The sequence below is a fragment of the Streptacidiphilus sp. MAP12-20 genome, from assembly GCF_041262525.1.
GTDB lineage: Bacteria > Actinomycetota > Actinomycetes > Streptomycetales > Streptomycetaceae > Streptacidiphilus.
On record NZ_JBGCCK010000013.1, the window covers coordinates 135,784 to 157,199 of the forward strand.

The 21,416-nt window shown below is 71.1% G+C and carries 22 protein-coding genes; 6 read left to right on the forward strand and 16 right to left on the reverse strand.

Going from position 1 to position 21,416, the window contains the following annotated elements:
- Positions 1 to 39: 39 nt before the first annotated feature.
- The 5 genes from ABIA32_RS19510 to ABIA32_RS19530 are packed head-to-tail and all read right to left on the reverse strand — an operon-like array spanning position 40 to position 3,935.
- Positions 40 to 411 carry a nuclear transport factor 2 family protein gene (locus ABIA32_RS19510; protein ID WP_370096834.1) on the reverse strand — a complete coding sequence of 124 codons (372 nt, stop codon included), beginning with the start codon at positions 409 to 411 and terminating at the stop codon, positions 40 to 42.
- A gap of 46 nt (positions 412 to 457) precedes the next feature.
- A complete protein-coding gene (locus ABIA32_RS19515; RefSeq protein WP_370096836.1) occupies positions 458 to 907 on the reverse strand; it encodes a nuclear transport factor 2 family protein in 450 nt (149 codons plus the stop codon).
- A 52-nt stretch (positions 908 to 959) separates the two neighbouring features.
- Positions 960 to 1,418, reverse strand: coding sequence for a nuclear transport factor 2 family protein (locus ABIA32_RS19520; RefSeq protein ID WP_370096838.1), 459 nt, complete (start codon positions 1,416 to 1,418; stop codon positions 960 to 962).
- Positions 1,419 to 1,450: 32 nt separating this feature from the next.
- Positions 1,451 to 3,106, reverse strand: a complete 1,656-nt coding sequence (locus tag ABIA32_RS19525) for a thiamine pyrophosphate-binding protein (RefSeq protein WP_370096840.1) — start codon at positions 3,104 to 3,106, stop codon at positions 1,451 to 1,453.
- 4 nt (positions 3,107 to 3,110) lie between these two features.
- A complete protein-coding gene (locus ABIA32_RS19530; RefSeq protein WP_370096842.1) occupies positions 3,111 to 3,935 on the reverse strand; it encodes a type 1 glutamine amidotransferase domain-containing protein in 825 nt (274 codons plus the stop codon).
- A gap of 244 nt (positions 3,936 to 4,179) precedes the next feature.
- On the opposite strand from ABIA32_RS19530, the gene ABIA32_RS19535 reads away from it, so the two are divergent.
- From ABIA32_RS19535 to ribA, 4 genes are all read left to right on the forward strand, one after another.
- Positions 4,180 to 5,895: an FAD-dependent oxidoreductase gene (locus ABIA32_RS19535; RefSeq protein ID WP_370096844.1), complete on the forward strand. Its 1,716-nt coding sequence runs from the start codon at positions 4,180 to 4,182 to the stop codon at positions 5,893 to 5,895.
- Positions 5,896 to 6,025: 130 nt separating this feature from the next.
- Complete coding sequence (locus ABIA32_RS19540; protein ID WP_370096846.1) at positions 6,026 to 6,361, forward strand: putative quinol monooxygenase; 336 nt, start codon at positions 6,026 to 6,028, stop codon at positions 6,359 to 6,361.
- Positions 6,358 to 6,834, forward strand: a complete 477-nt coding sequence (locus ABIA32_RS19545; RefSeq protein WP_370096848.1) for a group II truncated hemoglobin — start codon at positions 6,358 to 6,360, stop codon at positions 6,832 to 6,834. Before ABIA32_RS19540 ends, ABIA32_RS19545 begins: the two co-directional genes overlap by 4 nt.
- Positions 6,835 to 6,895: 61 nt before the next feature.
- On the forward strand, positions 6,896 to 7,936 hold the full coding sequence (gene ribA / locus ABIA32_RS19550; RefSeq protein WP_370096850.1) for a GTP cyclohydrolase II: 1,041 nt from the start codon (positions 6,896 to 6,898) through the stop codon (positions 7,934 to 7,936).
- A gap of 51 nt (positions 7,937 to 7,987) precedes the next feature.
- Here the strand turns inward: ribA and ABIA32_RS19555 are convergent, their stop codons facing one another.
- Complete coding sequence (locus ABIA32_RS19555) at positions 7,988 to 8,929, reverse strand: TolB family protein (protein WP_370096852.1); 942 nt, start codon at positions 8,927 to 8,929, stop codon at positions 7,988 to 7,990.
- A 281-nt stretch (positions 8,930 to 9,210) separates the two neighbouring features.
- Positions 9,211 to 10,239 (reverse strand): class II fructose-bisphosphate aldolase, encoded by a 1,029-nt coding sequence (fbaA, locus tag ABIA32_RS19560; protein ID WP_370096998.1) that lies wholly within the window; start codon positions 10,237 to 10,239, stop codon positions 9,211 to 9,213.
- A 193-nt stretch (positions 10,240 to 10,432) separates the two neighbouring features.
- Between fbaA and ABIA32_RS19565 the strand changes: the two genes are divergently transcribed.
- The gene (locus ABIA32_RS19565; protein WP_370096854.1) at positions 10,433 to 11,128 is read left to right on the forward strand and encodes a DedA family protein; all 696 of its coding nucleotides are present in this window, start codon (positions 10,433 to 10,435) and stop codon (positions 11,126 to 11,128) included.
- Between the two features lie 16 nt (positions 11,129 to 11,144).
- On the opposite strand, the gene pyrE is transcribed toward ABIA32_RS19565, so the two are convergent.
- The 7 genes from pyrE to ABIA32_RS19600 all read right to left on the reverse strand — a co-directional run bounded on the left by pyrE (position 11,145) and on the right by ABIA32_RS19600 (position 18,329).
- Entirely contained in the window at positions 11,145 to 11,681 is a 537-nt protein-coding gene (gene pyrE / locus ABIA32_RS19570) for an orotate phosphoribosyltransferase (protein ID WP_370096856.1), read from the reverse strand.
- A gap of 11 nt (positions 11,682 to 11,692) precedes the next feature.
- Positions 11,693 to 12,535, reverse strand: a complete 843-nt coding sequence (locus ABIA32_RS19575) for an aldose 1-epimerase (RefSeq protein ID WP_370096857.1) — start codon at positions 12,533 to 12,535, stop codon at positions 11,693 to 11,695.
- Between the two features lie 53 nt (positions 12,536 to 12,588).
- Entirely contained in the window at positions 12,589 to 13,794 is a 1,206-nt protein-coding gene (locus ABIA32_RS19580) for an SRPBCC domain-containing protein (protein ID WP_370096859.1), read from the reverse strand.
- A gap of 41 nt (positions 13,795 to 13,835) precedes the next feature.
- Positions 13,836 to 15,317 carry a polyamine aminopropyltransferase gene (locus ABIA32_RS19585; RefSeq protein ID WP_370096861.1) on the reverse strand — a complete coding sequence of 494 codons (1,482 nt, stop codon included), beginning with the start codon at positions 15,315 to 15,317 and terminating at the stop codon, positions 13,836 to 13,838.
- Between the two features lie 95 nt (positions 15,318 to 15,412).
- Complete coding sequence (locus ABIA32_RS19590) at positions 15,413 to 15,919, reverse strand: DUF2617 family protein (RefSeq protein WP_370096863.1); 507 nt, start codon at positions 15,917 to 15,919, stop codon at positions 15,413 to 15,415.
- Positions 15,920 to 16,520: 601 nt separating this feature from the next.
- Positions 16,521 to 17,105 (reverse strand): hypothetical protein, encoded by a 585-nt coding sequence (locus ABIA32_RS19595; protein ID WP_370096865.1) that lies wholly within the window; start codon positions 17,103 to 17,105, stop codon positions 16,521 to 16,523.
- Positions 17,106 to 17,159: 54 nt separating this feature from the next.
- Positions 17,160 to 18,329 (reverse strand): pyridoxal phosphate-dependent aminotransferase, encoded by a 1,170-nt coding sequence (locus ABIA32_RS19600; protein WP_370096867.1) that lies wholly within the window; start codon positions 18,327 to 18,329, stop codon positions 17,160 to 17,162.
- A 173-nt stretch (positions 18,330 to 18,502) separates the two neighbouring features.
- On the opposite strand from ABIA32_RS19600, the gene ABIA32_RS19605 reads away from it, so the two are divergent.
- Positions 18,503 to 19,489 carry a zinc-binding dehydrogenase gene (locus ABIA32_RS19605; protein ID WP_370096869.1) on the forward strand — a complete coding sequence of 329 codons (987 nt, stop codon included), beginning with the start codon at positions 18,503 to 18,505 and terminating at the stop codon, positions 19,487 to 19,489.
- Positions 19,490 to 19,523: 34 nt separating this feature from the next.
- Here the strand turns inward: ABIA32_RS19605 and ABIA32_RS19610 are convergent, their stop codons facing one another.
- Together ABIA32_RS19610 and ABIA32_RS19615 are read right to left on the reverse strand one after the other, a co-directional pair.
- Complete coding sequence (locus ABIA32_RS19610) at positions 19,524 to 20,528, reverse strand: Ig-like domain-containing protein (protein ID WP_370097000.1); 1,005 nt, start codon at positions 20,526 to 20,528, stop codon at positions 19,524 to 19,526.
- Between the two features lie 117 nt (positions 20,529 to 20,645).
- A complete protein-coding gene (locus ABIA32_RS19615; RefSeq protein WP_370096871.1) occupies positions 20,646 to 21,200 on the reverse strand; it encodes a YbjN domain-containing protein in 555 nt (184 codons plus the stop codon).
- Positions 21,201 to 21,416 lie beyond the last annotated feature (216 nt).

The following is a 21,416-nucleotide window of genomic DNA, read 5'->3' on the forward strand; positions in this document are numbered from 1 at the left end:
TCTCCTCCCAGATCTGTCAAAGGCACAGCCGACGGACGGTCATACCTGCGAGAGCACCTGGAAGGGCACGGTGTCGTGGTAGTTGGCCATATAGGCGATCCTTCCGCCGACGATCTTGAAGTAGTTCATGACCTCGGCCTCGACCGGCTTGCCGGTCATGCTCTCGGCGACCAGGTGAGAGACGGCGGCCGCGTCCTCGCCGTCGACCAGGAAGCGCACCGGGTGGTTCTGGAAGACCCGGTACATCTTGTCCATCCCGGTCATCATGGTGCGCAGCGTCGCGAGCCCCTCGATGTGGCCGGCCAGCTGCTCGTCCATGACCATGTCCTCGGTGAACAGGTCGCACCAGCTGTCCCAGTCGCCCTTGTTCGCGAACTCGTAGTACTTGCTGAGCACTTCGCGCGCGTCCATAGCCATCGCCTCTCGCGTTTCGGGGGGTCGGTGTCAGGGGTGCAGGTCAGTAGCGGATGCCGCCGGGGCGGAAGGGCGCCCAGAACTGGCTGAAGGCGGCGGCGTCGTCGCCCATCAGGCCGTCGTGGCCCTCGACGATCCGGCCGTCGCGCCAGCGCATGAAGTGGAAGACGGTCACGTCCAGCCGGTCGTACGGGGACTGGCTGTCCTCCGGTGCGCCCGCGCGCAGGCCGTAGTTGTGGCAGACGTCGGCGGAGCAGTCGTCGCCGACCATGACGACCTCGCGGTCCATCCGGAAGCTGCCGCCGGTGAGCTTGCCCGCGGTGGCCATCATGTCCAGGAAGGCGTCCAGGCTCTCGTACCAGCCCGCGAGCGGGTGGTTGCCGGGGACCAGCCAGCGCAGGTCCTCCGCGTAGTACTCGGTGATCTTGCTCCGGTCGCCGCTGCCGAGCGCCTGGTAGGCCGCCTCGACGCGGGCACGGGTCACAGCTGTCATGGCCGGTCCTCTCAGCTCTCGGTCGGGGTCTGGATCGGGGTTTGGATCGGGGTCACAGCGAGCCCGACCCCGGCATCGGATCGAGGGCGTTGACGGCGTAGCTGCGGATGAGCGGGCCGTTCGGGCCTGCCACGACCGTCCAGGTCTGGTCAGCGTCGAAGCCGAGCCACTCGCTGCGGTCGGCCGGCGGGTTCCAGATCCTGGCCTGCCAGTTGACGAAGACACGCACGGTGACCGGGCCGTCGGCCGGGCCGGAGAGGTCGGGCTCGACCTTGGTGACGGTGTGCACCTCGTCGAAGAAACGCTTCGTCACCGCCGCGTACCAGCGGGCGAAGCCGTCGTGGCCGCGGAAGGTGTCCTCGGGGACGCCGAACTCCAGCTCCGGGTGCAGGAATCCGAGCGTCTCGGCGAGCGGGACGTGGCGGTCGAGGGCGACGTACCAGGCGACCGCGAAGTCGTGGATCGCCGCCTCGGTCAGAGCCTTCGGGCCAGAGTCGGGCACAGCGGGCACGGCGGGCCTCCTTCGAAAGTAGGGGGGGTCTCTCAGATCCGGATGTCGACGTCGACCAGGAACGGGCCGGGGTGGTCGAGCATCCGGTCGGCGGCGGCCGCCGCCTCGCCGGGCTTCTCCAGTCGCAGTCCCTGGGCGCCCAGCGCGCGGGCCAGCCCGGCGAAGTCGAGCTCCGGGTGGGACAGGTCGAAGGAGGAGGGGAAGGGGTGCGCGGGGATGCCGCGCTCGCGCCAGTACTGGTCGATGTTGTCGTCCAGCAGCCGGTACTTGCGGTTGTTGCAGACCACGAACTTGGCGCCGACGCCGTGCCGGACCGCCGTCCACAGGGCCTGGTAGGTGTACATCGAGCCGCCGTCCCCGGCGAAGCCGATGACGGTCCGCTCCGGGTGCGCCAGCTTCGCGCCGACCGCTCCGGGCAGGCCGACGCCGAGCGAGCCGCCACGGGTCAGGTGGTAGTCGCCGGGACGCTCGGGCGGCAGATAGCGGCTGACCAGCGGGGAGTTGGTCAGCGCCTCGTCGAAGACGACCAGGTCGCCCCCGGTGCGCTGGGCGATCCGGTGCAGGAACAGCTCGAACGCGCTCGCGTCCGGGCCCGGCTGGACCGCGGGCGCGGCCTGCCGCTCGGCGACGCGTGCCGCCAGCCGGCGTGCGGCCGCCGTCCGTCGCGCCGGGCTCATCCGCCCGGTCAGCGCCCCGGCCAGCGCGGCCAGGGTGGCCCGCGGGTCGGCGGCGATGCCCAGGTCGACCGGATGGTTCTTGGCGATCTCGTAGGTGTTGAGGTCGACGTGGACGATCCTGGCGTCCGCCCTGAACGGCGAGACGAGCTCGGGGAAGACCTCGGGGAAGACGTAGGTGCCGACGATCAGCACCGCGTCCGCCTCGCGCACCAGACCGGCGCTGTGCTCGCCGAACATGTGCCCGGTCATCCCGCGCCGCAACGGGTGCGAGGCCGGCAGGTTGACCTCGGAGGCGTCGACCTCCCAGACGTCCGCGCCAAGCAGCTCCGCGACCCGGGCCAACTCGGCCTGCGCGCCCGCGAGATGGACGCCGTCGCCGACCAGCAGCAGCGGCCGTTCGGCGTCCGCGAGCAGGGCGGCCGCCGCACCGACGGCCGCCGGGGAGGGCAGGCTGTCGGTGCGGGGCACGACGGTGGGCAGCACCGGCTCCTCGTTGGGCGCGTCCAGCACGTCCATGGGCAGCGCGACGAAGACCGGGCCCTGCGGCGGGGTGAGCGCGATCTTCACCGCGCGCCGGATGGTACGCAGCAGCGAGGCCGGATCGGTCACCCGCGTCGCGTACTTGGTGACCGGCTTGGCCATGGCGACCAGGTCGCAGGCCATCTGCGCGTCCATCGCGTCGAAGCGCACGCCCGCGTCGCCGGCCACGACGACCAGCGGGGTGTGCCCGCGCAGCGACTGGTAGAGCATGCCGATGCCGTTGCCGAGCCCGACGCCGGAGTGCAGTTGCAGCAGCGCCGCACCGCCGGTGGCCCGGGCGTAGCCGTCGGCGATTCCGGCGGCCACCGTCTCCTGGAGGGAGAGGATGTAGCGGAATTCGGGATCGAGATCGGCGGCGTCCAGGAATCCCTGTTCGACCGTGCCCGGATTCCCGAACATGAGCCCGAGACCGTCGGCCCGGAACTGCTCGATGAGTTTGAACTTTCCCGCCCTGGAGGCCCTGGAAGTCATTTCCTCACCAGCCGTACCGGATCAGTCCACTCTCCAGGACCTCGACAATCTTCTGGCCCGTGAGGTAGGAGTCCGGCGTCGAACGTCCGGTCACGAACGGGTAGTCGACGATCACCGAGACCGGCTTGCCGAAGTTGCCGTGGTAGGCCCCGTCGGGTCCGGTGGCGTCGCGCAGGATGTACTCCAGCGGATACGGCGGCGGGCCCATGACGAAATCGGTCCCGAGGAATCCGGTGCCGTCCTTGTAGTCGTACTCCTTGCAGTGACCGGTGACGTGCTTGCCCCAGATGATGCTCTTCCGGTCGCTCCAGTCCCGGGCGAAGGCCAGGCAGGCGACGCCGTAGCACTCGGCGGCCACCACCTTGTCGGCCCGCAGGAACGCCAGGATCAGGCCGTGCGCGCGCTCGTTGTTGGCCAGGTCCACGATCGGCCCGCTGCCGCCCACGATGAGCAGCGCGTCGTAGCCGGCGATGTCCTCGGCGACCCGGTCCAGGTCGCGGTGGTACTGCTCCAGCGCGGGCAGGTAGCCGGCGTCGCTGGTGTAGGGGCGCTCCGGCAGCCAGGAGCTGAGATCGAGCGGGTTGTCCAGCCGGGTGGACGCTTCGAACTCCCGGCCCAGTTTGGCGTTCTCGGCCGAGGTGACCGAGCGGCCCAGCGGCGGGTCGATGAAGTTCTCGTCCAGACTGGGCGGCAGCGCGTGCGCACGCTTTCCGGTCGGCGTCGCGAAGACGACCTCGTAGCCGCGGTCGTCGAACTGGGAGACCGGGCCGATCAGTTCCTCGGCCCAGTAACCGTGCTCCGAAACCACGACCAGAATTCTCTTGCTCATCGAGCCCTCCCTCGGATTACACGATCGGCCCCGGGGGCGTCCCGGCCCTCACCTACGCTGCGCCGCATCGGGATTGCCGTCAAAGGGGTCCGGGGCGACTTAGTGATGTGCCGTCATTCGATGATGTTCTAACGGGACTTCACGAAGTATGGGCGATCATCGGGAGATATCCTGGGGATCGGACCACGGTGTCCCTGCCGCGTCTATCCTTCGAAATCCAGGCGCACCCACCAGGGAGGGCTGCATGAGCCGGGGATCGAGGGAGCCGGACCCGCCCGAGAGTGACAGGCCGGGGTCCAAGCCGGTCATCCTTGCCGTGGACGACGATCCGCAGGTGCTCCGGGCCATCCGCCGTGACCTGCGCAAGGCCTACGCGGACCGGTACCGGATCCTCACCGTCGGCTCCAGCAAGGAGGCGATGCGCGCGCTCGACCAGCTGGACGAGCGGCGTCAGGAGCCCGCGCTCTTCCTGGTGGACCAGCGGATGCCCGACATCACCGGCGTCCAGTTCCTGGTCGAGGCGCTGGCCAGGTTCCCCGGCTCGCGCCGGGTGCTGCTGACCGCCTACGCCGAGCTGGAGACCGCGCTCACCGGGATCAACCACTCCCGCCTCGACCACTACCTGCTCAAGCCCTGGGGACCGCCCGAGGACCTGCTCTACCCGGTGCTGGACCGGCTGCTCGACGAATGGTCGGCCGGCCGCCGCCCGGTCCGCCGCAGGATCGAGGTGATCGGGCACGCCTCCTCCCCCGCCACCCGGGCCGTGCGCGACTTCCTGACCCGCAACGGCCGCCCGCACCAGCTGCGCGACCCGCTGGAGACCCCGCACGACTCGGAGACCGGTCGGCTGCTGGCCCGGTCGAACGGGGCGGCCCTGCCGCTGGTGGCGCTGCTCGACGGCGAGGTGCTCTCCGCCCCTGACGAGCAGGAGCTCGCCGCACGCCTCGGGCGCGGCGACGCCTCGACGCTGCCGCACTACGAGTGCGTGATCGTCGGCGCGGGCCCGGCCGGTCTGGCCGCCGCCGTCTACGCCGCCTCCGACGGACTGCGCACCCTGGTCGTCGACGCCGCGCGGCCGGGCGGGCAGGCCCGCAGCGCCGGGCACATCGAGAACTATCTGGGCTTTCCCTCGGGACTCTCCGGCCAGGAGCTGGCCCGCCGCGCGGCGGTGCAGGCGCTGGGTTTCGGCGCGGAGCTGCTCTGCCCGGCCGAGGTGGTCGCGCTGCGCCGGGAGGACCCGGCGAAGATCCTCACCCTCGCCGACGGCTCCGAGACCAGCGCGGAGACGGTACTGCTCTCCCCGGGGATCAGCTACAACCGCCTCGACGCACTCGGCGCGGAGCGGTTCGAGGGCGCGGGGCTCTACTACGGACTGGCCACCACCGAGACCCAGGCCTGCCTGGGCCTCCAGGTCTTCGTGGTCGGCGGCGCGAACACGGCCGGCCTGGCCGCGATCCGGCTGGCCAAGTACGCCGCCGAGGTCACCCTGCTGGTCCGCGGCGACTCGCTGGTCGCCAAGATGTCGCCGTACCTGGTGGACGAGATCGACCGCACCCCGAACATCGCAGTCCGGCTGCGCGCGACTGTCAGGGAGTTCCTGGGCGAGGAGCGGCTGGAGCGGATCGTGGTCCACGACGCCGCCACCGGCCTGCTGAGCCAGGAGGAGACCGGCTTCGTCTTCCTCTTCATCGGCGCCCGCCCGCACACCGACTGGCTGGAGGACGTGGTGGAGCGAGACGCCCACGGCTTCGTGCTCACCGGCTCCGACCTGGTCGCCAACGGCGGCGAGGTGCCCACCGAGTGGAGCCTGGAGCGCGCCCCCTACCCGCTGGAGACGAGCATCCCCGGGGTCTTCGCCGCCGGGGACGCGAGAGCCCAGTCGGTGAAGCGGGTCTCGGCGGGCCTGGGCGAGGGCTCGATGGCCGCCGCGCTGATCCAGCGCTACCGCGTCACCGGATGACCGGCGGTCGATCACCCTTATCGGGCGAGTACGACCGAAGCGGTTGCACCAAGGCCCGCAACAACGTAATCATGATTACAGACTCTCACTCACTATTTTGGTTCGGACCGATGAGCAAGGGGTTACCTTCGTGACATCCACCGTCGAGTACATCCGCTACCGCATCGCCGCAGAGGGCCACGACGAGTTCCTCGCCGGCTACCGCAAGGCGGCCGAGTCCCTGGCCGCCGCCCCGCAGTGCATCGACTACGAGCTCAGCCGGTGCGAGGAGGAGCCCGACCGCTACATCCTCCGGATCCGCTGGACCTCCGTGAAGGACCACATCGAGGGCTTCCGCGGGGGCGAGCACTTCCCGGCCTTCTTCGCCGCGGTCAAGCCCTTCTTCAACAGCATCGAGGAGATGCAGCACTACACCGTCACCGACGTCCATGGCATCGGCAAGGCGGCGGGAGAGGAGCAGTCATGACGGAGAAGACGACCCCCACGATCCTGGAATGGGCCGGCGGGCTCGATGCTCTGCAGAAGCTGACCACGGTCTTCTACGGCCACGTGATGCAGGACCCGCTGCTCGCCCCGGTCTTCGCCGGGATGGACAAGGAGCACCCCAAGCACGTCGCACTCTGGCTGGCCGAGGTCTTCGGCGGCGGGACCGCCTACAGCGAGAGCCGCGGCGGCCACCCGCACATGGCCAGCCGGCACCTCGGCCGCCACATCACCGAGGAGCAGCGGCGGCGGTGGACCACGCTGCTCGCCGACACCGCCGACGAGGTGGGCCTGCCCAGCGACCCCGAGTTCCGCGCGGTGTTCCTGTACTACATCGAGTGGGGCAGCCGGATGGCGCTGATCTACTCCGGAGACAACCCACCCCCGATCGACGCGGCCGACGTGCCGGTCTGGTCCTGGGGCCAGACGCCACCCTGGCAGCCGGCTTCGGAGTGAGTGCCAGGGTGCCCGCCGCACCGCCAGCCACGTCCCAATCTGGGAGCAGGTCATGCCACGGATGAGCACTGAGCAGCAGCAGCCGGCCGTGATCGACAGTTTCGTCGGTCCCTGGGAGTTCCTGGACAACTCCTTCCCCGCCCCGGTCCACCTCGACGGCCGCAGATACCCGTCGGTCGCCCACGCCCTGCACGCCTCCCGGGCTCCCGAGCGGGCGGACTGGGAGGAGACCAAGGTGGCGCTGATGCGCCGGCTGGTGGAGGAGAAGTTCCGCGACTCCGAGCTGCGCGGGCAGCTGCTGGCCACCGGCGCCGCCGAGCTGGTCGCCGGGGACGACGAGGACACCTTCTGGGGCGGCTGCGGCGGCAAGGGCCAGAACAGCATGGGCCTGATCCTGATGGCGGTCCGCGCCGAGGCCCGGCGGGAGGCGGAGCCCGGCTCCGCGCCGCAGCGGCAGGCGGAGGCGCTCGGCGAGTCGGGCGGCGGCGCCCTCGACTGCGCGGCCCGCGCGCTGATACCCACCGTGCACGGGGCCTTCACCGCCTGGGGATACCGCGGCGTGCTGCAGGGCGAGGAACAGGTCGCGCTGACCCTCGGTCCGGTCCGCGGCCAGGACCGGCTACTGGTACGGGTGCACTCCGAGTGCCTCACCGGCGAGGCCTGGGGCTCGCTGCGCTGCGACTGCGGGCCGCAGCTGGACACCGCGATGGCGGCGGTGGCGGCGGAGGGCGCGGGCGTCATCCTCTACCTGCGCGGGCACGAGGGCCGCGGCATCGGCCTGCTGGCCAAGCTGCGCGCCTACGCCCTCCAGGACGCCGGCTTCGACACCGTCGACGCCAACTCCGCGCTCGGCCTGCCTGCGGACGCGCGGGACTACCGGATGGCCGCGCAGATCCTCACCGACCTGGACGTCCACTCGATCCGGCTGCTCTCCAACAACCCGGACAAGGTGGATTCGCTGACCCGCTTCGGCATCGACGTGGTGGAGCGGGTCCCGCTCTACGTCACGCCGACCGCGCACAGCATCGCCTACCTGCGCACCAAGCGGGACCGGATGGGCCACGACCTGCCCGAACTGGGCGTCTCCGGCAGAGCCTCCTGACAGCCGCTGCCCGGAACCGTCCGTGACGGTTCCGGGCAGCGGGTTCGGTCATCAGCCGCGGTAGGCGGGGAGGCCGACGAAGCTGGAGACCTTGACCGGAGCGCCGCGACCGTGGTCGGGCATCACGTCGATGCCGGTCGGGGTGCGGAAGGCGATGCTCGCGCCGTTGGCGGAGAACACCGGCTCGGTGTAGTTGGTGGTGGCGTGCGGCGTGAGGTCCTGGATCACCGGCTTCGGGGAGGCGTAGTTGAACTCGAAGATGTGGTCGTGGCCGCCGACGGAGCGGACGAAGACGATCTCGTCGCCGCTCGGGGAGAGCGCGGGCTCGGAGCCCTTGACGACGGCTCCGCCCATCTGACGCAGGTAGTCGTCGCGGATGTAGACCTCACCGGTGTGGGGGTTGTCGTAGACGATCGTGCCGTAGTCGCCGTTCCCGCTCGGCCAGTTGTTGCCGGTCGTCGGCAGCGGAGCCCCGGGCTCGCCGAAGTAGCCGTTCAGGGGCAGCTGTGTCGGCGTGGCGTTGTGGGCGGTGGCGGGAACGGTCTCCAGGCGGGTGGTGCCGCCCTTCGAGGCGACGAAGATCAGGTCGTCCTTCGCGGGGATGCCGACGCCGTAGGCCTTGGCGATCTGCCAGGTCGGGTGCGACCAGGTCTGACCACCGGGGTTCTTGCCGACGACGACGCGGCCGCTGCCGTTCGGGTTCGCGACGTCGAGGTTGCCCTGGCTGTCGACGAACGCGGCCTTGGTGCCGCTCCGGTTCCAGGCGAGGTCACGGACGTCGGTGCGGAAGTTGACCCACGTGCCGTTCTCGAGGACCCACGGCGAGCCGTTGCTGATCGTCAGACCGTTGCTCGCAGGCACGTGCAGGAACGCCGGCGCGGCGGCGGAGGCGGCGTGCGGGGCAGCGCTGGCGAGGGCCGGCGCGAGGGCGCCGGCGGCGGTGACTGCGGCGACGACGATGGCTGCGGCGGTGCGGCGGTGGCGAACAGACATGGCAGGTGCCTCTCCGGTGGTCGTGGTCGCGTTGCCGGAGCCGCGGTTGCCGCTCGGTGCGATGAGAGAATCCTGTCAACGGAAAATCATGGATCTGTCGGGCTGATGTCACCGCCCTGCAACAGCCCGAAGGGGCGCGAGGAACTGCGCGACAAGCCACCCTGTGTGGTGACTCGCCGAACGAGCAGGGCCATCCGCATGCCGGTGGTTGCTCGCGCGCGCAGTTGATCAAGCAGAGCCTCGCGCCCCTGATAGTGCAACTACAGCTAGCGCCTTAGCTGCTACTTCAGCTTGTTGCCCGCGGAGCGCAGCTGCTTCGCCGCCTCGGTGACGCGCGCGGCCATGCCGGCCTCGGCCAGCTTGCCCCAGGTGCGCGGGTCGTACGTGTTCTTCTTGCCGACCTCGCCGTCGACCTTCAGCACACCGTCGTAGTTGCGGAACATGTGGTCCACCACCGGACGCGTGAACGCGTACTGGGTGTCGGTGTCCAGGTTCATCTTCACGACGCCGTTCTCCAGCGCCGTCTCGATCTCCTCGACCGAGGAGCCCGAGCCGCCGTGGAAGACGAAGTCGAACGGGTCCGTCTTGCCGTACTGCTTGCCGATCGCGTCCTGCAGCTCACGCAGCAGCTCCGGCTTCAGGACGACGTTGCCCGGCTTGTAGACGCCGTGGACGTTGCCGAAGGACGCGGCCAGCAGGTAGCGGCCCTTCTCGCCCAGGCCCAGGGCCTCCGCCGTGCGGACGGCGTCGTTGACCGTGGTGTAGAGGGAGTCGTTGATCTCGTGCGAGACACCGTCCTCCTCGCCACCGGTCGGGGTGATCTCGACCTCGAGGATGATCTTCGCGGCGCGGGCCTGGGCCAGCAGTTCCTCGCCGATGGCGAGGTTGTCGGCCAGGGTCTCCGCGGAGCCGTCCCACATGTGCGACTGGAACAGCGGGTTCTCGCCACGCGCCACGCGCTCGGCGGATACCGCCAGCAGCGGGCGGACGTAGCCGTCCAGCTTGTCCTTGGGGCAGTGGTCGGTGTGCAGCGCGACGGTGATGTCGTACTTCGCCGCCACGATGTGCGCGAACTCGGCGAGCGCGACGGCGCCGGTCACCATGTCCTTGTTGTACTGGCCGCCGAGGAACTCGGCACCGCCGGTCGAGATCTGGATGATGCCGTCGCTCTCGGCCTCGGCGAAACCACGCAGCGCGGCGTGCAGGGTCTGCGAAGAGGTGACGTTGATGGCCGGGTAGGCGAACTTGCCTGCCTTGGCCCGGTCGAGCATCTCGTTGTAGACCTCGGGCGTTGCGATAGGCATTCGAATCCGCTCCTGTCGGTGGGCGTCTACGCATGTAGTGGGTGGCTACGCCGGGCGACGACGACCGGGCACCGGCGCCATTCTCGCACTCCAGGGCAACGGGTTCATCCCGTCGGACGGCTCGACGTGAGGTGACCTAGGTCCTTGCGCGGCCGGGGTAGCGCACCGTAGGGAAACCCCGGCCCGCTACTCTGCGCGGGTGAATCAGTTTCTCGCGCTCAACCCGCTGGACGCCAAGGCGCTGATCGGGCAGGTCGGCACCGTCGGGCTGCTCGCGATCGTCTTCGCCGAGACCGGCCTGCTCATCGGCTTCTTCCTGCCGGGTGACTCGCTGCTGATCCTCGGCGGCGTGGCCGCGTCCGGCGCGGGCAAGGCGCTGCTCGGCACGCAGATGTCGATCGGCACGCTGCTGCTGGCGACCCCGCTCTGCGCGGTCGCGGGGGCGCAGCTCGGTCACCTGCTGGGCGCGAAGGTCGGCGGACGGCTCTTCGACAGGCCGAACTCGCGGCTGTTCAAGCGCAGCCACGTGGACAAGGCGGAGGAGTACTTCAACCGTTTCGGCCCGGCCAAGGCCGTGGTGATGGCCCGTTTCATCCCGGTGGTGCGGACCTTCCTCAACCCGGTCGCCGGAACGCTGGAGATGCCGGCCAGGACCTTCCTGCTCTGGAACATCGTCGGCGGCGTGGTGTGGACCGAGGTCATGCTGCTGATCGGCTACAAGTTCGGCGACTCGATGGCCCCGGTGATCGACAAGTATCTGATCCCGGCGGTGCTGCTGATCGTGCTGCTCTCGGTGATCCCGATCCTGATCGAGATCCTGAAGGGCCGCCGCAACGGTGGCGGCGAGGCCGCACCGGCGACCGCAAGCACCGGGGGACGCCACCGCAAGCGGTGACGTCCCACCCGGACTGCTACAGCCCGAGGTCGGCCAGCTGGTAGGCGGCCAGGTACGGCAGGCCCGCCTCGGCGATCGTCGGCGCGGCGCCGCGCTCGACGATGACGGCCACGGCCACGACCTCGCCACCCGCCTCGCGCACAGCCTCGACGGCGGTGAGCGGCGAGCCGCCGGTGGTGGAGGTGTCCTCGACCACCAGCACCCGGCGGCCCTTGACCTCGGTGCCCTCGATCCGGCGCTGCATGCCGTGCGCCTTCTGCGCCTTGCGGACGACGAACGCGTCCAGGCGCGAGCCGCGCGCGGCGGCGGCGTGCAACATGGAGGTGGCGACTGGGTCGGCGCCGAGCGTGAGCCCGCCGACGGCGTCGAAGTCGAGGTCCTTCGCCAGGTCCAGCATGACCTGCCCGACGAGCGGAGCGGCGACGCCGTCCAGCGTGATCCGGCGCAGGTCGATGTAGTAGTCCGACTCCAGCCCTGAGGACAGGGTCACTTTGCCGTGGACGACGGCCTTGTTCTTGATCTCTTCGAGAAGCGCGTCACGTGGGGTGCTCATGAGGCTCCAGCTTAGCCGCGCGCCCAGGTCCAGGTGGTGCTGACCTCGAGCGGATCGATCGGGGTCACCAGGCGCGGCGCGGTGTTCAGGCCGTTCGGCGGGCCCGACTGCGGTTCGACGCAGATCGCGTCGTCCTGCTCGTCGAAGACGACCACCCAGCCGCAGTCGCTGGTCAGCGTCAGCGCGAGTTCGTCGCCCCAGCGCAGGGTCGCGGCGACGCCGTCGGGCAGCGCGAAGCAGTCGTCCCAGGGACCCGGCTTCGGGTCGACGCGGTGGCCGGTCGGGAGGTGGTCCTCCCCACGCTCCTCCTGCCAGGCGGGGTCGAACTCCAGCGCTGCGACCGGCCCGCCGGGCCGCAGCTGCTTGCGGAACCACGGGTGCCAGCCGGCCTGCGCCGGGAAGGAGTCCTCGGTCGCCTCGACCGACAGCGTGATCCGCAGCTGCTCGGGCGTCAGCTCGAACAGCTGGGTGACCCGGCCGGGGTAGGGCCATGGCGCGGCGAGGTCGTAGACGAAGGCGGCGGACGCGCCGGCCTCGGTCTGGGTGAGCGTGGTGGCGGTGCGCCAGCCGCTGCGGACGCCGGTGCCGTGCGCGGCGTGCGGGGCGAGGTCCACGGGCAACTGGTGCCGTACCTGCCCGTTGTTGAAGCGGCCCCGGTCCACCCGGCCCGCCCACGGGACCATCGGGAACGAGCCGTAGCCGAAGACGTCGCCCTCCGGCGCGGCGGGGTCCTGCGCGGTGCGCAGCAGCTCGACCTCTCCCAGGCGGAGACTGCCCACCCGGCAGCCGTCGTCGGGCAGAACGGTGACGGCCACGTCGTCCGCGGTCAGCAGGACGGGGGCGGGGTGGTGCACGGGTGGTTCCCTTCAGAGGTTCACGGACGGTTCGATGCTTGCACGAGTCGGGCTCAGCGCGAGCGGCGCAGGGCGCGGACCAGGATGACCGCGCCGCCGATCAGGGCGACGCCGCCGCCGACCAGCCAGGGCGTACGCGGCCGGTCCAGCTCCGCGACGGGCGGCTCCCCCATCCTCCGCTCCGGCGAGCCCCAGCGCGCCGAGGCCCGCGACCGCGCGCTCCGCGCCGGCAGCGCGGGCGCGTACCGCCCACGCGGCGGCGCGTGATCGACCTCCTCGGCCGACCTCCCGACAATGCTGCGCCGCCCGGGATCCCCGACCCCGGCCTCCTCCAGCGCGCCGAGGGCCTCCAGATCCCGCAGATCGCGGAGCTCGGCCAACTCGGCGAGCTCGCCGAACTGCTCCAGCTCCTCGAAGTCCGCCGCGTCCTGGAGATCCCCCTCCCCGTCCGCATCGCCGAACCCACCTGCCTCCTCGCCGTCGGCGGCGAGCTCCGCACGGTCACCCGGAGCGGCAGCGCCCGGTGCCCCGGAGGCGGCGGGCGGCTCGGCCGCGGCTGCAAGCTCCTCGCCTTCGGCACCGCCGCACCCATCGACCTCTCCGCCATCTGCGGCGGGCTCCGCAGCATCTGCCGCAGCGGCAGCGCCCGGCGCGCCGGAGTCTGCACCCTCCTCGCCCTCGGCATCGCCGAACCCATCGACCTCTCCGCCATCTGCGGCGGGCTCCGCAGCATGTGCCGGAGCGGAAGCGCCCGGCGCGCCGGAGGCGGCGGGCGGCTCTGCCTCAGCCGGTTCCGCCGCGTCCGCCGAAGCGCCGGACGCATCGCGCCCCGCCGCAGCCGCGGCGAGGTCGGCGCAGAAGCGGTCCAGGAGGCGGCGGGCGGCCGTTTCGAGCGCCTCGGGCGGCAGCTCTTCGACGCGGCCCTTGGCCTGAAGGGACGTCAGGAAGGTCACCCTGGTCGAGTCGTCCGCGGCAGCGGCCAGGCGGAGGCGGACCGTGCCGGCGACGCTGCCGGTACCGACCGACTGCTCGCCGTCCAGCGCGAAGGCGTAGTCCGCGGGCCCGCCGTCCAGGCGGCGCGCCTCCCCCCGGTAGGTGATCGAGGAGCCGCCGACGCGCAGCTTGAGTCGGCCGGTCAGGGGCACACCGCCACCCTCGTCCAGGCTGAAGCCCGGCAGGCAGGCGGCGAGCAGCTCGGGCCGGTCCAGCGAGCGCCGGAGGGCCTGCGGCGGCAGTGGTACCAGAACCTCATGCTCCATGCCTGGTGAGCCTACCCACCCCGGGCCCGGGAAGGGACGGTTCAGCGCGGTTCGAGCAGCGTGGCAACCCGCCCGTCGCCGCCGGCCGGCTCCCGCAGCACCCGCACGCCGTCCGCCGAGAAGCGGTCCAGCCCGGAGAGCGCGGGCGGCTCCTGCGCGGCCAGCACGAAGTGCCACGCGCCGCCCACAGCCCCGGGCTCCTCGCAGCCGCCCCGCCCGGCCGCCGCGTAGCCGACCGGCGTCAGGCCCACCGCGCGGACCGTGTCGCTGACATCCCAGAGCCGGTCCCCGGCGTGCACGACCAGCCGCCCGCCCGGTGCCAGCATCCGCCGGACCAGGCCGTAGAACTCCGCGGTGTAGAGCTTGTCGGCCTCGTCCAGGCGCGGCGCGGGCAGGTCGGCGACGATCACGTCGTAGGGGTGCTCCTGCCGGGGCGCGGTGCGCAGCCAGCCGAAGGCGTCCGCGGTGGCGGTGTCCACCCGCGGGTCGTCCAGCGCGTGCCGGTTGAGCGCGGCCAGCACCGGGTCCGTCCGGGCCAGCCGCAGCAGCAGCGGGTCCCGCTCGACCAGCGTGACCCGCCGGACGCCGGACGCGTCCAGCGCCTGACGGACCGCCAGGCCGTCCCCGCCGCCCAGCACCAGCACCCGGTCCCGCCGCCCGCCCGCCAGCGCGGGGCCGGTCAGCGCCGAGTGGTACGCCGCCTGGTCCCGCCCGCACAGAGCCAGCCGCGAGCCCAGGTAGAGCCGGGCCGGCGTGCCCGCGCCGCCCGTCAGCACGATCTGCTCGTAACGGCTCTGCTCGCTGACCCGCACCGGACCGCCGTAGAGGCGGCGCTGTGCCGCCCGCTCGAACGCGCCGCTGCCGACCCAGGCGAGCAGCAGCACCGCGACCACCGCCCCGCTCAGCAGCCAGAGCAGCAGCCGCGCGCGCGGCGCCGGTTCCTCGCGGAAGAGCCAGAGAGCGATCAGCCCGCCCGCTGCGGCGTTGATGACGCCGGTCAGCAGCGCGCCGGTGAGCTGGCCGAGGGTGGGCAGCAGCAGGAAGGGAAAGGCCAGCCCGCCGATCAGCGCCCCCACGTAGTCGGCGGCGAACAGGTCGGCGACCGCGCGGCCCGCCTCCTGTCGCCGGATCCGCTGCATCAGCGTCATCAGCAGCGGGATCTCCGCGCCGATCAGCAGGCCGATCAGCGAGGCGACGGCCACCAGCGCGGCCTGATAGTGGCCGAGCCAGACGAAGCAGCCGTAGAGCGCGAGCACGGAGAGGCCGCCGACCAGCGCCAGCACGCTCTCCACGAGCGCGAAGGACGCCGCCGGACGCCGAGTGAAGCGCTTGGCCAGCAACGAGCCGAGGCCCATCGCGCAGACCATCACCGAGAGCACGACGGAGGCCTGGGTGACCGAGTCGCCGAGCAGATAGCTGCCGAGGGCGACCAGTTCCAGCTCGTAGACCAACCCGCAGGCGGCACAGACGAAGGCCGCCAGCAGCACCAGCAGCCGCGCGGCCCGGGGGTTCGGGTTGATCACGCGGAAACGCTAGGCGACGGAGCGGTGCGGCCACGTCGCCCATTGGGGTGGTGACTTACGGTACCGGCTTGACCGGCCGGACAAATGAATGATTGTTAGCTCCGTCTCCGCAGAGTTGACCGCGTGCAGACCAAACGGCCCTCTTGCGGATAGGCGTGCCAGGTACGCCAGAGGATGCCGTGCTCGTCGCAGCCGGCCAGCAATGCGGTGAAGGCATTCGGATCGCCGGGGAAGACTCCGGCCAGGCCGTGCGGATGGTTCTCCACAAGGGCCAGCAACTCCCCCGCCCGGCCTTCGAACTCGGGCGTGGTCAGCCTTTCGATGCGTGCCGCGAATTCGTACTCCCAGCCGCTGACGCGCTCGGCCGCGCGGGCCGGCAGCGGGGTCCGGCGGCCGGGGAGGCAGGCGACCGTCTCCACGCACCCCTCCTGCCCCTCGTCCAGGACGACCTGGTGCGATGCGCCGAGAAGCCGCAGTTGGATGGTGTTGGGGCCGAGTTTCAGGTCGAGCACGGCGAGCGCGGGGAGGAGCCCGCTGCCCAGGCACCAGGCCAGGTCGCCGGCGCGGGTGTCGGTGTAGTTGGTGTGGAGGGTGGTGAGCATTCTCGGCTCCGCGTACTCGGGTCACTCGACGACGCCGGGGCACGACCGGACATGGCTGGGCATGGCAGGGCATAAGGGTGCCACGGCGGAGAGACATTCGGGGGACTCAGGAAGCAGGGAAGCACGAATACTCCGTGTCCGTAGGGGATTTACCCATTTTCGGCGTCGGCGCATCATAAGTGCCCGGATTCCTTCGGCTCCGCTGTCATGCTGGCTCTCATGGCCGTTGACGTGCCGCGTTCCGCGGCGGTTGCGGAGGCACGTGCTTTTCACTCATTCATCCGGCATATACAGGCATATCCGCGCCGCCGGCGTCACTCTTCCGAGCGCCACCCGAACGGCGTCCCCCGGCGTCAACCACCCACCGACCATTCACTCCCCGGCGTGATCTCACCGCCGCGGTGAGCGCGGCGGCAGCGGGACCGGCCCCGGGCCTTCGAGCACGCGCATCACCGGACCGCGCTGCTCCCCGTCCTCCTGGTCACCGGCCTCGGCGTCGGCCTGTCGACCCCGATGCTGATGTCCACGGCGCTGGCCTCCGTCCCCCCGCAGCGCGCGGGCATGGCCAGTGGCGCCCTCAACCGGCCTCGACCCCGCCGCGTCACTCGAGCCCGGCGAGGTAGGCGAGGGCCTCGTCGGTGATCCGGACCCGCCGAAGAAGCCAACCCCGTGCGACCAGGGGCAGCGACAGGTCCTTGGCATGGGACCCGTTCTCGTGACTCACATAGACGAACAGATTCCTGTCGGAGCGGCGCATCCTCGCCCTGGTGCGCGGGTTGACGAGCGTGGCGAGGTATCCGAAGGTGCGCCGCACGCGACCGTGGTTGCTCATGAAGGCGCCCATCACCAGCGCGACGCATCTGTCGTCCAGTCGTTCGTGGAATGCGGCCTTCCAGGGCCACCAGCCCCTGCCTTCGTCGTAGGCGGTGTAGTCCCCCAGTTGATAGGGAGTGGCCCGCTCCGTCCGCACCTCCGGACGACCGTCGACCTCGCGCAGTCTGACCCAGGTGGGCGGAGGTTGCCAGAAGATGACGCGTGTCCGGCGGAGCCACCGATGAGGGAAGGTGTCAGCGACCGCCCGTACGACCCTGAGGTGGTCACCCCGGTACGGCGAATCGCCGAGCGACTCGAAGAACCGCTCGAGGCTGGCCGTTCCTGGCGCGCTCGCCGCTCCACCGTCGGACATATGACGGAGTGTAAGAGGATCCGGCAGGCCGGGTAACCCGCCCTCGGCTGCCGCTCAGGCGCCCATCGAGCCCAGCCGCCGGACGGCCTCCTCGATGACCTCGTCCTTCTTGCAGAAGGTGAACCGGACCTGGCTGCGGCCGGCCTCCGGGTCGTCGTAGAAGACGGAGTTGGGGATGGCGACGACCCCGCAGCGCTCGGGGAGCGTGCGGCAGAACTCGAGGCCGTCCTTCTCTCCCAGCGGGGTGATGTCCGTGGTGATGAAGTACGTGCCCTGCGGCTCGTAGACCTCGAAGCCCGCCGCGCGCAGCCCGGCGTCCAGCAGGTCGCGCTTGCGCTGGAGGTCGGCGCGGAAGTCCGTGAAGTAGGAGTCCGGCAGACGCAGCGCCTCGGCCACCGCGTACTGGAACGGGCCCGCGCTGACGTAGGTCAGGTACTGCTTCGCCGTGCGCACCGCCGCGACGAGTTCGCGGGAGCCGGTCACCCAGCCGACCTTCCAGCCGGTGAAGGAGAAGGTCTTGCCCGAGGAGGAGATCGACACCGTCCGCTCGCGCATGCCCGGCAGCGACGCGATCGGCGTGTGGACGGCGGGGCCGAAGACGAGGTGTTCGTAGACCTCGTCGGTGACCACCAGCAGGTCGTGCTCGACGGCCAGGGCGGCGATCCCGTGCAGCTCGTCCGGGGTCAGCACCATGCCGGTCGGGTTGTGCGGGGAGTTGAGCAGCAACAGCCGCGTCTGCGGCGTGATCAGCGAGCGCAGCCGCTCCAGGTCCGGACGGAAGGACGGCGCGCGCAGGGTCAGCGGGATCCGGCGGGCGCCCGCCATCGCGATGCAGGCCGCGTAGGAGTCGTAGAAGGGCTCGAAGGCGATCACCTCGTCGCCCGGCTCCAGCAGGGCCAGCAGCGAGGCCGCGATCGCCTCTGTGGCGCCCGCGGTGACCAGGACCTCCCCGTCCGGGTCGTACGTCAGCCCGTAGCACCGCTGCTGGTGCTCGGCGACGGCGCCGCGCAGCTCCGGGATGCCGGGACCCGGCGGGTACTGGTTGCCCTTGCCGGTCAGCACGGCGTGCGCGGCCGCCTCGGCGATCTCGCGCGGGCCGTCCGTGTCAGGAAAGCCCTGACCCAGGTTGATCGAACCCGTCGCCGTGGCGAGCGCGGACATCTCCGCGAAGATGGTCGTCCCCATGCCCGCCAGCCGGCGGTTCAACAGCGGCCTGTCGCTCATGACCGCAGCATAGGCCGACCGACTCGTGGCCTGCCGCATAGGGCCTCCGTCCTGCGCGGAAGGTCCCGGTCGGCCTAGGTCCCGCGCCCGAGGCCGCCGTCGTGGCGCGGGCGTAGCGTCGGCAGTCGGCAGGGCGAGGAAGCGACGGGGAAGCGACGAAGGGACACGGCGAGATGCTGGCGAGCGTTCTGCGGGAGTACGGCGGGCCGGAGCAGCTGCGGGTCGAGCAGGTGGCGGACCCGGAGCCCGGGGTCGGCGAGGTGCTGGTGCGGGTGCGGGCCGCCGGGGTGCAGTTCGTCGAGACGCAGGTCCGGTCAGGGGCGATGGCCGGGACCCCGCTCGCGCCGCCGGCACTGCCGTGGACGCCGGGGCGGGAGGTGGCCGGGGAGGTGGTCGCCGTCGGGCCGGACGCGGATCCGGCGCTGATCGGGCAGCGGGTCGCGGGGCAGACCCAGCGGGGCGGCGGCTACGCCGAGTTGGCCGTGCTGCCGGCCGCCGACGCGCATCCGGTGCCGGCGGCGCTGAGCGCGGCCGACGCGGTCTCGCTGCTCGGAACCGGCCGCACGGCCGTCGCGCTCACCGAGCTGGCCGGGGTCGGGCCGGGCGACGTCGTGGTCGTCGAGTCGGCGGCGGGCGCGGTCGGCGCCCTACTGGTACAGCTCGCGCGGAAGGCCGGCGCCGCGCGGGTGATCGGTCTGGCCAGGGGAGAGCGCAAGCTCGCGCTGGCCAAGGAGTTCGGCGCGGACACGGTCGTGGACTACGGCACGCCCGGCTGGTCCGCCGCGCTGCGCGAGGCGGGCGTCATGGGTGTGACGGTCGTCTTCGACGGAGTCGGCGGCCCGATCGGCCGGGAGGCCTTCGAACTGCTGGGCGCGGGCGGCCGCTTCGTGGCCTTCGGCTTCTCCAGCGGGTCCGCCACCGGCCTCGCCGAGGGCGAGGCCGCCGCGCGCGGAGTGAGCGCGCTCTCGTACTGGGGACCGGCCGTCGGCCCGCGCGGCCCCGAGGTGCAGCTGCGCCAGACCCGCGACGCCCTGGCCGCGGCCGCGGCGGGCACGCTGCGGCCCTTCGTCGGCCGTACGTTCCCGCTCGCGGAGGCGGACGCCGCGCACCGCGCGATCGAGGCGCGCGAGTCGACGGGCAAGACGGTCCTGCTGCCCTGAGTCCGCTTCCGGCATTCGCCGGACCGGTCGAAACCTAGCCGACCGTGGTCGGCAGCTCGCCCGCGCCGCTGCCCGCGAGCCACTGGCTCCAGGAGAGGTTGAACGCGGCGTAGCCGTTGTCACCCGCCGCGTTGCCGCGCGGGGAGCCCGAGATGGTGATCGGGTCGCCGACCTCGACGTAGTTGTAGAACCACTTCGAGTCGTCCATCGACAGGTGCACGCAGCCGTGCGAGCCGGCGCTGTGGCCCGGGTAGGGGTCACCGGTCGAGTAGTGGACGTAGGTGCCGGAGTAGGTCAGCTCGACGTCGTTCGGCAGGGTGAGGTCGTAGAAGTTGGGGTTGTTCTTGTCGCAGGTGATGTTGACGCTGCACGAGGTCATCCGGACCGTCGGCTGCTTGACGATCACCGCCATCGTCCCGTCCCAGGACGGGAAGGTCGAGCTGCCCGCGTCGATCGGCATGGTCTTCACCAGCGAGCCGTTGCGGTAGACCTTCATCCAGTGACCGGGGACGCTGACCTTGGTCTCGGTGTCCGCGCCGATGGTGAAGCTGTGGTGGTAGTTGTGCGTGCCCCAGCGGCCGTTGCCGTCGCCGACGTCCTTGAGGTTGGCGTCGATGGAGACCTTGGTACCCGGCGCCCAGAAGTTCTGCGGACGCCAGTCGACCCGGTGGCTGCTGAACCAGTGCCACGCGCCGGTCATCGGCACCGAGGTGGTCACCTTCAGCGCCTGCTCGACGGCTTTGCGGGCGGAGGAGTCGACGCCGTGCGTGAAGACGATGGATATCGGCATCGCGACGCCGACGGTCGACCCGTCGAGCGGGGCTATCGAGTCGAGCTGGATCGGCGGACCGGCCGGATGCGTCGGCGACGGGCTGGCCGACGGGCTGCTGCTCGCGCTCGCACTGCCGCTGGCGCCGGCCACCGGCGAGGCCGATCCCTTCGACGCCGTCGCCGAGGCGCTCCCACCGCAGCCGCTCGCACCCGCCAGTACAGCGCCGGCCAGCAGTGCTATACCGATGCTGTTCTTGATCCGCCCCACGCGCCCCACGCCACCTGCTCCGCTCACGTCACTTCGTCACCGGACGTACTCAACACGTCCAGAGAGTCCGAACCCTACGCAAGCGGTTGCAGGCGCCATGTAAAGCGAAGGTCAAGATTAGGACTCGGTGCCCTCGGGGCCCGCAGCGCCGTCGGCGTCGTCACCCTTGCCGTCGACGTCCTGGACCAGTCCGAGGCGCTCGTTCATCCACTGGTTGAAGGTCACCGAGGCTTGGACCCAGTTCACGACCATGGCCATGAAGTAGTTGATGTTCACGCCCATGCCGACGATCATCTGCGTCTCGCCGACCACGCGCAGCACGCCGTCGTCGTGGGTGTGCGTGTAGACCTTGGGCCACAGGGTCTCGCGGTTCCACTCGTCCAGCGCCTCCAGCAGCCCGTGCTTGCCGGCCAGCTCCACGGAGTGGTTGTAGAACGCACGAACCGCGAAGAGCTCCTTCTGCTCCCCACGGAACATGAAGTAGATCTGGAAGTCCTCCCAGGGAGCGACGACGTCACCCTCGTCGTCCACGCCGTGCTTGAGCTCCATCTGGTCCAGCAGCTGCTTGACCAGGTCCGCATCCGGAATGATCACCGGCGGCGGCCCCTGCGGCGTCTGGGGCTGGGGCTCCTGCCCGCCGAAGAAGGGGATGGAGGACGGGTCGATGCTCACGAGAGAGGTTCCCTTCGAGTTACGGCTTGCCACCTTCATCCTGCCTCACCGAGGGGCACGACGCCCAGCACCCAGCGCCCCGGTCCGAGGTTTCGTTCGCGGGGACCAGGGGCCGGCGCCTGGCGGCCGTGGATGCCGGGCCAATGGAGCGCGATTCAGGAGCGCGGAGTTGCCCGGCATGCTCCGATATGGCGCGCTTCGCGAACGAATTCATTC